12 protein-coding genes are annotated in these 9,688 nt (G+C 47.5%); 9 read left to right on the forward strand and 3 right to left on the reverse strand.

What is annotated here, in order from left to right; genetic code table 11:
* The 5 genes from QCH34_RS02115 to QCH34_RS02135 form a co-directional block, all read left to right on the forward strand.
* Positions 1-729, forward strand: a 729-nt coding sequence (locus QCH34_RS02115; protein WP_300329282.1) for a magnesium transporter, incomplete at its 5' end; no start/stop codon positions are given.
* An 86-nt stretch (positions 730-815) separates the two neighbouring features.
* Positions 816-1,952 carry a TrkA C-terminal domain-containing protein gene (locus QCH34_RS02120; protein WP_366898223.1) on the forward strand — a complete coding sequence of 379 codons (1,137 nt, stop codon included), beginning with the start codon at positions 816-818 and terminating at the stop codon, positions 1,950-1,952.
* Between the two features lie 21 nt (positions 1,953-1,973).
* Complete coding sequence (locus QCH34_RS02125) at positions 1,974-3,809, forward strand: OB-fold nucleic acid binding domain-containing protein (RefSeq protein ID WP_300329289.1); 1,836 nt, start codon at positions 1,974-1,976, stop codon at positions 3,807-3,809.
* Positions 3,810-3,898: 89 nt separating this feature from the next.
* Positions 3,899-4,150, forward strand: coding sequence for a hypothetical protein (locus tag QCH34_RS02130; RefSeq protein ID WP_300329292.1), 252 nt, complete (start codon positions 3,899-3,901; stop codon positions 4,148-4,150).
* Between the two features lie 29 nt (positions 4,151-4,179).
* Entirely contained in the window at positions 4,180-4,359 is a 180-nt protein-coding gene (locus QCH34_RS02135; protein WP_300329295.1) for a hypothetical protein, read from the forward strand.
* Between the two features lie 85 nt (positions 4,360-4,444).
* On the opposite strand, the gene QCH34_RS02140 is transcribed toward QCH34_RS02135, so the two are convergent.
* Complete coding sequence (locus QCH34_RS02140) at positions 4,445-5,125, reverse strand: hypothetical protein (RefSeq protein WP_300329298.1); 681 nt, start codon at positions 5,123-5,125, stop codon at positions 4,445-4,447.
* 130 nt (positions 5,126-5,255) lie between these two features.
* Here QCH34_RS02140 and QCH34_RS02145 point away from each other — a divergent pair, with 130 nt between their 5' ends.
* Entirely contained in the window at positions 5,256-5,510 is a 255-nt protein-coding gene (locus tag QCH34_RS02145) for a hypothetical protein (protein ID WP_300329301.1), read from the forward strand.
* A gap of 4 nt (positions 5,511-5,514) precedes the next feature.
* Here QCH34_RS02145 and QCH34_RS02150 read toward each other — a convergent pair whose 3' ends face one another.
* Positions 5,515-6,315, reverse strand: a complete 801-nt coding sequence (locus QCH34_RS02150; protein WP_300329304.1) for a protein-glutamate O-methyltransferase CheR — start codon at positions 6,313-6,315, stop codon at positions 5,515-5,517.
* A 206-nt stretch (positions 6,316-6,521) separates the two neighbouring features.
* Here QCH34_RS02150 and QCH34_RS02155 point away from each other — a divergent pair, with 206 nt between their 5' ends.
* From QCH34_RS02155 to QCH34_RS02165, 3 genes are all read left to right on the forward strand, one after another.
* The gene (locus QCH34_RS02155; RefSeq protein WP_300329307.1) at positions 6,522-6,809 is read left to right on the forward strand and encodes a hypothetical protein; all 288 of its coding nucleotides are present in this window, start codon (positions 6,522-6,524) and stop codon (positions 6,807-6,809) included.
* An 11-nt stretch (positions 6,810-6,820) separates the two neighbouring features.
* Positions 6,821-8,461 carry an adenine deaminase gene (gene ade, locus QCH34_RS02160; protein ID WP_300329312.1) on the forward strand — a complete coding sequence of 547 codons (1,641 nt, stop codon included), beginning with the start codon at positions 6,821-6,823 and terminating at the stop codon, positions 8,459-8,461.
* A 75-nt stretch (positions 8,462-8,536) separates the two neighbouring features.
* A complete protein-coding gene (locus tag QCH34_RS02165; RefSeq protein WP_300329316.1) occupies positions 8,537-8,941 on the forward strand; it encodes a pyridoxamine 5'-phosphate oxidase family protein in 405 nt (134 codons plus the stop codon).
* 6 nt (positions 8,942-8,947) lie between these two features.
* Here the strand turns inward: QCH34_RS02165 and argG are convergent.
* Positions 8,948-9,688 (reverse strand): argininosuccinate synthase (gene argG, locus QCH34_RS02170; RefSeq protein ID WP_300329319.1); only part of this gene is annotated, 741 nt, incomplete at its 5' end.

Here is a 9,688-nt window from a genome sequence, read left to right on the forward strand (position 1 = left end):
CTTGATCTCGATATTGTGGGTGCTCCGACTGTCACAACTGCCGGAGACGTGATCACTCTCCCTCTTCTTGTGACATCAGCAGTGATTGTCGTCAATCTTCCATTATCCTGGCAGTTCATCCTCTTTGGTAATGTTCTCCTGCTGGTAGTTGTCAGCATCGTCGGAATCCTCCGGGGAACAGATACCATTCAATCAATTATCAGGGAAGGGCTCCCCCTCCTGGCTCCGCTCTGTATCCTCGGAACGATAGCCGGCGTGATCTATACGGAAGGACTTGAGGATCTCGTGGCAACTGCCGCCTTGTTGATCATCATTCCACCGTTTATGAACGGATGCGGGGCGATTGGAGGGATCATCTGTTCCAAGCTTGCCACCGGGATGCATATGGGAGAGATAGAGCCACGACTCATTCCCGGGCGGGAGGTATTCTCCGGCTTCCTTGATAATTACCTGTATGCACTCATTATTTTGCCTCTCATGGCAGGGATTGCTCATTTGGCAGCATTGATGATGCACCTTGACACCCCCGGACTCTTTCTGATGGTCGCTATTACAACCTTTTCAGGACTGATAGTTGTAACCGGGCTGAATATTCTGGCATATGTTACCGCAAGTGTATCGTTCTCATCAGGCTATGATCCCGATAACTTTGGGATACCTGTTGTAACAAGCAGTATCGATCTCATCGGGGCAAGTGTCCTGATCCTGGTGATCCACCTATTGCTATAGTGATAAGTAGTGAAAGATAAATTAGTAATGAAGTTATGTTCGATCTTGATCGTCAGCCTGTCAACTTCAAGAATGTCCTTATTGAAATGAAGGATGTCTCTGAGTTAATGGTAGATCTGGCTTATTCCGCAATCCTTTTTGAAAGTAAGGAGATTGCAAATGAAGTTGTCAACCTTGAAGAGACGATGAACCTCCTCCTCTATCAGGCACGAATTACCAGCATCCTTGGAGCGCGGAGGATGGAGGAGGCCGAATCGATGAGTGGTCTTCTTCAGATTGCCGAAGGTGCAGAGCGGATCTCAAATGCCGCTTCTGAGATTGCGATGGTTCTTCTGAAGGACATTCGAATACCTGCGAGAATGCGGCTTGCCCTTCCTGAAGCCGAAGAAGTAACTATCCGTGCCGAGATTCGGGAAGGATGCGATCTTGATGGTGTTATCATCGGTGATATCCGTCTCCAGAGTACAACAGGAATGCGTATCATTGCAATCCGGCGTGGACGTGTCTGGACCTATGATCCGGATAAGGAGACGTACCTGAAGAAGGACGATATCATCCTCGCAAAGGGACCAGAAGATGGCATTGAACCACTTTACAAACTATTGGGATCACCTCCTCCACCAGATGAGGAACTCATAGAAGAGGCACTTGATGATCTCGATCGAGCCGTTCTCCTGATCGTTGAGATGAAAAATATCAGCGAACTGGCAGTAGGACTTGCATACACCGCCCTTCTCTTTGATAGTCAGGATATTGCTGAAGAGGTGGTATGGCTCAATGAACGCATGGATTCGATGCGGCTCCAGCTTGAACTCTGGGTTCTTGAATCAGCAAAGAAGGTGGATCATGTGGAATACCTGCGTGGACTTCTTCACATGTCGGCATTTGCCGATGCGATCTGTAGTGCGGCACTCTCAATTGTAGATGTGCTCATGCGTGATATTGAGATCCCCCCAATTTTCCAAAAGATTATCCGTGAATCCGATGAAATCATCTCCCGGATTGAGGTGAAGGGAGGATCGTTCCTCTCGGGAAAAACCCTCAAAGAGGCATCACTTGGAGCAATAACTGGAATGGTTGTCCTTGCAATTAAAAGGGGAGATAAATGGATCTATCGTCCAAAAAAGAATGTACGGCTGTATGAAGGTGATTTCATCATCGCCAAGGGCCGCCGTGACGGCGAATGCCGGTTGCTTGCGCTCTGCAAGCCTGATGATAAATAAAGAGATAAATGGAGTTAAAATATGAGTAAATCTACAGAAACAGTCTATAAACTTGGCCTTGGATGCGAGGTTGAGGATGTACAGGAAGGGAATATATATCTTGGAAAAGTTCAGGGTTTTGCCAACTTTGGCACGTTTGTCCAGCTGAATAATTCAATAAAAGGGCTGATTCATAAGAGTAATGCCCTGACACAGCACAGGGAGCGGGCAGACATTCTTGTGATGGTGGCACAGGTACGCCCAAATGGCAATATCGATCTCCGTGAAGTCATCCTTGACGAGTATGAAACAACAGTGGTGAACAGGGCTGTAAGGACGACTCACCTCTCCGATCTCGGTGACAAGGTTGGCAGACGGATTACCGTAGAAGGTGAACTCGGGCAGGTGAAACAGACGAGCGGACCGACGATCTTCACGATCATTGATGAGACCGGAGTCGAGAATGCCGCAGCATTCATCGAGGCAGGGGTCAGGGCCTACCCGGAGGCAGATACCGGCGATATCGTCCAGATCTCAGGAGAGGTGATGAAGAGGAACAACCAGCTCCAGATTGAGGTGTCCTCTCTCAATCGCCTTGATGGTGAAGAGGCAGCTCAGGTACGGTCGCGGATTAATGCAGCACTTGATAAACGAGCCGAGCCAGCAGATATTCCCTTCCTTGTTGAAAGTGACACACTTGTGAAACTGAGACCCGAGATGAAAAAGCTTGCAAAGATCGTCAGGCGTGCCGTCTTTACCCAGCAGCCGATTATTCTTCGCCATCATGCCGATGCAGACGACATTTCTGCGGCTGTTGCGGTTGAGACGGCAGTTGTCTCCCTGATTCGCGAACACATCTCCGAGACCGATTCAGAGTATTATCTCTTTAAACGCTCACCCTCAAAGGCTCCCTTCTATGAGATAGAGGATATAACGCGTGACCTTGATTTCATGCTGAAGGATGCCATACGGTTTGGGCAGAAACTCCCGCTCATCTTCCTGATGGATAATGGCTCAACCGAAGAAGATATGCCGGCATATAAAGTGGCACAGGTCTATGATCTTGATGTCATTGTTGCCGATCACCATCATCCTGACGAGATTGTGGATCAGTTCTTACAGGCACATGTCAATCCCTACCATGTCGGTGGGGATTTCGGACTGACTGCCGGGATGATCGGAACCGAACTTGCACGAATGATCAATCCCCTTGTTGAAGAGCGTATCCGCCATCTTCCGGCAATCGCCGGGGTGGCTGATCGAAGCGATTCAATTGAACTCCCCCAGTACCTCTCGCTTGTTGCTGACGAATATCCCCTGGATGAGTGTAAAAAGATCGCTCTTGCTCTTGACTATGAGCAGTTCTGGCTGAGGTTTAATGACGGCCGTGAGATTGTTAAGGATATACTCAATCTAAGTAATAATCCCCTCAGGCACAGGAGGCTTGTCTCTCTCCTTGTTGAAGAGGCTGAGACGGCAATAGCAGAACAGGTGAAGACCCTGATGCCACATGTCGAACGAAGGATCCTTGCATCCGGTGCACACCTCTTCCTGGCTGATGTCGAGATGTATGCACACCGATTTACCTTCCCTCCACCCGGAAAGACGTCAGGTGAAATCCATGATCTTCTCTGCAACGAACATGCAGGGGAACCGGTTGTCACACTTGGAATCGGGCCAGATTTTGTTGTCCTTCGTTCACGCGGTGTTCTGATGAATATCCCAAGAATGGTTCGGGAACTCCGTGATGAGATCTCCGGAGGCGGTGTCAATGGCGGGGGACACCTTGTTGTTGGCAGCATAAAGTTCGTCGAGGGGATGAGAAATGTGGTGATCGAGAGTCTCATAGCAAAGATCGGTGAGGCACCAATTGCATAAGATTCTGTATAAACTTGATTATGAGAATGGATTGAACCACAAATGCTTTATAGTAATATAGCACAAAACTATCACCAGAGGTTAGCCAGATGACTGTGCCAGATAGCATTCGTGACAGGTATAACGAAACCCAGGACAGGATTCTGAAATATCTGCGTGGGGGTCTGCAGAAAGGCAGACATTTCTTCAAGTCGAAATACATTGCCCATGATCTTGGTCTCTCATCAAAAGAGGTTGGGACCAATCTTGCCATCCTCTCTGAGATCTGTGATGATCTCGAGATCAAACGCTGGAGTTACTCGAACAGTACAACCTGGATGGTAACTGCAAAAGCCATATAATTTTTATTCTTTCACTTCCTTTTTCTAGTATGTCACAGCATATTGTCGAAGTTGTTGAGACGATCGAGTTTGTCGCCCACATTGATGAACAAAAGGATTGTCTGATGTCCCAGGATCCCCCGGAATCTCTCTGGTTTAATATTGATGTACCAAAAGGTCATGGATTGCAGGCAGGGGATCGGATTAAGGTAACAATTGAGAAAGTCTGAAAGATCCTTTTATTTGAGAATACAGGAGAGTAATCCCCCTTTTTCCTGTATGCCTGTTGCCCCTGATGGCAACATTACGCTTTTTTTAGAGATGTTCCCGTGGTACTTCAAGGAATATTCTGTAACCATCGACACTTGTTGCAGAGATAATAAAATACATCTCCTTTTTCGATGAAACGAGAACACTTCTCATAGAACCCCTCCCGATCACCTCGCCACCGTCAAGGATCGATCCGGTCTCTGCATCGCAGAGGACATAGCGGAATTGTGCCTGTCCCGGAAACCTGTCAGCTGTCACTTCTGTTCGTATGCGCAGGAATGGTGTCTCAGGAATGGAGAAGATTGTTGAGACCCCTCCACGTCTCTGTTCAAGAAGACCAACGGTTATCCACTCTATTGTGGCAATCGCTTCAATCTGTGCAGTTGTATAGGGAGCAGATCCAAAAAGAGGAAAGACCTCGTAACGTTCACCATCTATGATCTGATATGTCCGGCTCTGGAATGAACCTGTACCTGGCATATATGCCCGCGGATAACCAAAAGGATTGTCGACAAGCTGTATGGTAGAGACAGGATAGGAAAATGAAGGCTCTTCCTGTTCAAATGGTGTCAGAAAGATCGAATCTGAGATCGGCCCCGGAGATGATGGATCCAAAACTGCTTCGCTCTTCCATGGAAGTGAAAGTGATGGTTGCTGTACTGCAAGTCCGATTATCAAAACAACAGCCAGACCGGCAATGACCATTATGACATCTGACCGGTTCATACTGCTACTATAATGTGGTTTGAATAGATGTAGCTGTTGATCGGATGAATCCTGATCCATGGATATCAGGGTGGCATCTTACATGCATCAAGGGAAAGATTCTTTAAATTAAAGTGCTGAATGAGAAGTCATGGATATACCGATGCTCAGGACATGGGCAATTTTTTATCTCCTGTCATTTGTCGTCCTGCTCTTTGCCCTCTTCCTCTCAACACAGGGAGTACTGCTATGGGTCAGTCTTTTCCTTGTGATTCTACTCATCGGGGTCAATCTTTTTACCCTCTCAATGGAGATCAAACGGAGATCTATGAAAAAAGAGCGTTTAAAGACTCTATCAAGAAATGAAGACCCCGAGTTCCTTCTTGATCAAAAGAAACTCTGGTAATAATTTAGCGAATCTCATTTTTTATAAGGATCTTCTGGAGAGCGTTATAATGGGAAAAGAGATGCTCGACTTCCCTTCCCAGATATTCGGTTTTCCCCATGACATAAAACCCTCCAGTGTTTAATGCACTATGGATGGTCTTTGCGAGATCATTCTTCTGCCCCTCAGTGAAATAGATGGTGACATTTCGACAGGTTACGATGTCCACGTACCGTGATGCAGGGATTCCACTCATCAGATCGTGTTTTCTGAAGTGGATCATATCCTTCAGATCCTGTTTTACCTGATATCTTCCATCCGGAAGTTGATTGAAGTGCCTTCTGATGATCGCACTATTCAGTTTTTCAACAGTTTTTGCTTCATAAATACCTTCCTTTGCTCTCTGAAGGATATTTTCATCAATATCTGTTGCATGGATGCTGACTGCCACACCGCTTTTACGGGAGAGCAGTTCATTCAGTATCATCGCAATTGAGTATGGCTCTTCACCAGAGGAACATCCGGCACACCATATCCTGATACGATTATGTTCGGCGATTACCTTCGGTATCAGATCTTTTCTCAGAATCTCAAAGACCTCTGCATCACGGAAGAATTCAGTCACATTGATGGTGAGGGCATTACGAAGGAGTTCCCATTCTGCAGGATGACTATTTAAATACCGTGTATATTCATCATAGGTACCTGTCCCGGTGGTTCGCATCCGTGAAAGGAGCCTTCGCTTGATATATTCCTCTTTATATTGAGAACACCGTATTTTGAGGGTTTTTTCAATGAGGTCTTTAAGCTGTTTGAGATCATCCATATATGGTATCAATCATATATTGTCTTCGTCGGATATATAGGTGCTCAACTAAAAACAATTATTTCACAGATTATTTTTGATATCCGGAATAGAGGGAGTTTGTATCGCAATCTTTATCTCATCTCCTCTGCTACGTTCTGACAATGAAGTCAATGGCTCCTCTTCTCATCGGATTAAGTATATTCTGCTTCTTGTCTGCCGGATGTATGACTAATGCAGGTATTGGCGCAATCTCCTATGAGGACTCAGGATTTGTGATCCCGATTGATCTGAATGAAGGAGCGGATATCCTTGTACAGATAATGATCTATGATGTGGGCGGGCTTCATCAGGAAGAGAAGCAGCTTATTCTTGAGAGTGTCTCCATCAGCCCCGATCAATTTGCTCTCTTCATTCCGGCCCCTCTGCCAGAGGGGAGTTATAAAGCACATATTACGCTCTTTCAGAATGAGAAACGACTGGCAGGCAGGATTTTGGATTTTCACGTTCAATGATCTGAATGATTATGACTCCTGATATCTTCTCTGCCGATACGATCATTCAGAATGCAACGTTCTATAACCCCTTCACATCTGATTGGGAAGAAACCACCCTGGCGATCAGGGATGGCATGATTCTTGGTTTTGGACCAGAATATAATGGGAGAAGGGTACTTGATCTCAAAGGGAGGCGTATCGTTCCCGGCCTGATTGATTCGCATCTTCATATTGAGAGTTCGCTTCTCACTCCTGCGGAGTATGGGAGGCTCGTTCTTTCACATGGCATGACCACGGTGATCGCAGATCCTCACGAAATTGCAAATGTTGCCGGTATAGCAGGCATACAGGCGATGATCCATGATGCTGAACGGACACCGCTTGATATCTTCTTTATGCTTCCGAGTTGCGTTCCGGCAACTCCCATGGATTCAGCCGGAGCAACGCTTCTGGCAGGTGATCTCTCGCCTCTCCTTGATAACCCACGCGTTATCGGTCTTGGGGAGATGATGAATGTACCGGGGGTTCTGAATGATGATCCGGATGTCCTTGCCAAGCTGCAACTCTGTAACATCATAGATGGCCACGCTCCGATGCTCTCGGGCGCTCTCCTTGACCGGTATATCAGATCCGGGATACAGAGCGATCATGAGTGTATCACCCGTGAGGAGGCGCTAGAAAAGCTCCGGAAAGGAATGTATATATTCATGAGAGAAGGTGCGGCTGCACGCAATCTCCGGGATCTCATACCGATCGCTGACTGCCGGACCGCCACCCGCTGCGCATTCGCCACAGATGATCGCCATGCCGATATGCTGGATTCTGCCGGTTCAATTGATGATTGTATAAGAATTGCCCAAGATTTCGGAGTGGAGCTTGAAGTTGCTCTCAGAATGGCAACCCTCACCCCTGCAGAGCGTTTTTGCCTCCATGACAGGGGTGCTTTGGCACCAGGAAGAATTGCAGATTTCGTCGTTCTTGAAGAGTCTGATCGCTTCTCAGTTGAGAGGGTGTTTAAGAGAGGAGTTGAAATCCGGGATATTCCCTACACCCGTCCCGCACCACTGCGGACAACCTTCAATTGCAGGCTTCCGGAGATAGATGACCTGAAGATCAATGGAGCCGGACCTGCACGCGTCATTGGTATCATTCCCGGACAGATCACTACCCGCCTTGAGATTCATGACGTCATTGGACCGAATCTCCCTGATACACACTCTGATATCCTAAAAGCCGTCGTCTGTGATCGCTATCGTGCAGGCGGTTTTGGCATTGGTCTTGTCCGTGGCTTTGGTCTTGCCGGGGGGGCGCTTGCGGTCAGTGTTTCTCATGATTCGCATAACATTGTAGCTCTTGGAGCAGAAGATTCTGAGATCATTCTCGCAATACAAGCCGTTGCCTCCCACAACGGGGCAATGGTGGTTGTTTCCCATGGTAGAAAGACCATTTTACCACTTCCATGGGGCGGCATTATGTCAGATCAATCCTATCCCGAAGTTGTGGCATCTTTGGGGGAGCTTGACGATCATGCCCGGTTGCTTGGTGCAATTGAGAATCCCTTTATGTACCTCTCCTTCCTGGCACTCACCGTTATTCCGGAACTGAGACTGACCGAGCGGGGGCTCTTCGACAACACCAGCTTTACCAGAACCAGTCTCTTCATCGAATAATCAGAGATGGGTTGTCAGACACAACCCTTATGTATCCACGTCGTTTATCATATCAACAGAACGGAGTGTTCTATTATGGCATTCATAGATGAGAAACTAAAAGAAGCAATCACTGCTGTTGGTATCCTTCCTCTGGCTACCGCTTCAAAGGATGGTATTCCCAATGTTGCCCCAATGGGGAGTGTATGGGTCATGGACGAAAAGACGATCTGGATAGGAGACAACTTTATGAAAAAGACCCTTCAGAACGTGCTTGAGAACCCCCATGCGGCTCTATATGTCTGGAGCAGGGAGATTGGCGGATGCACACAGCTGAAATGTGATGTAAAAGTTGAGAAGAGCGGGGAGAACGTGGAAAAGATGCGGGCGATACTTCATGAGAAGAAACCCAATCTCTCCGGGAAATCCCTTCTTATTCTCACGGTAACCGAGATATTTGATTGTGCCCCCGGCCCGAATGCCGGGGCACCTCTCCAGTAATTTTTTTTACTTTTTTGGTATCATTCGTGCCTGAAGGCCGAAGAAGACAGAGTATCCGATAGCATGCGACTGATCAAGGGTTGTGCTGTCAAATGAAACGAGATCATCCGAGTAAATGGCGTCAGGGGAGGAACGTCCAAGGATGCGGAGGTTTCCTTTATAGAGCTCGAGATCGACGGTTCCATTGACCCGCTTCTGTGTGGTGTCAATGAAGGCATTCAGCGCATGGTAGAGTGGTTCATGAACAAGTCCCATGTATGCAAGCTCGGACCATTTCTCATCAACCCCTACTTTGAATGCCAGCTCCTGCCGGGTAAGACAGAGCCGCTCGAGATCCTTGTGTGCTGCCAGAATCACGGTTGCTGCCGGATGTTCATAATTCTCCCGTGCCTTCAGGCCGAGGATCCGGTCTTCAACCATATCATTCCTGCCGATTCCATGCCTGCCAGCGATCACGTTCATTTTCCTGATAAGAGATATGCCGTCCATCGCTTCGCCGTTTATTGCAACCGGCACTCCTTCTGCAAACTCAATTGAGATCGCCTCAGGAGTATCGGGGGCATCACGGGGATTTGTTGTCCAATGGTAGATTTCATCCGGGGGATGGTATGCCGGATCTTCAAGCCGTCCTCCTTCTATACTCCGGCTCCAGATATTCTCATCAATACTCCAGGGCTTGTCTTTTACCACAGGTACCGGAATATTATGCTGTTGTGCATAGTCAATCTCCCATTCACGGGTGAGGTT

Origin of the sequence: Methanocalculus sp., assembly GCF_029762515.1 — an archaeon.
Taxonomy (GTDB): domain Archaea; phylum Halobacteriota; class Methanomicrobia; order Methanomicrobiales; family Methanocorpusculaceae; genus Methanocalculus.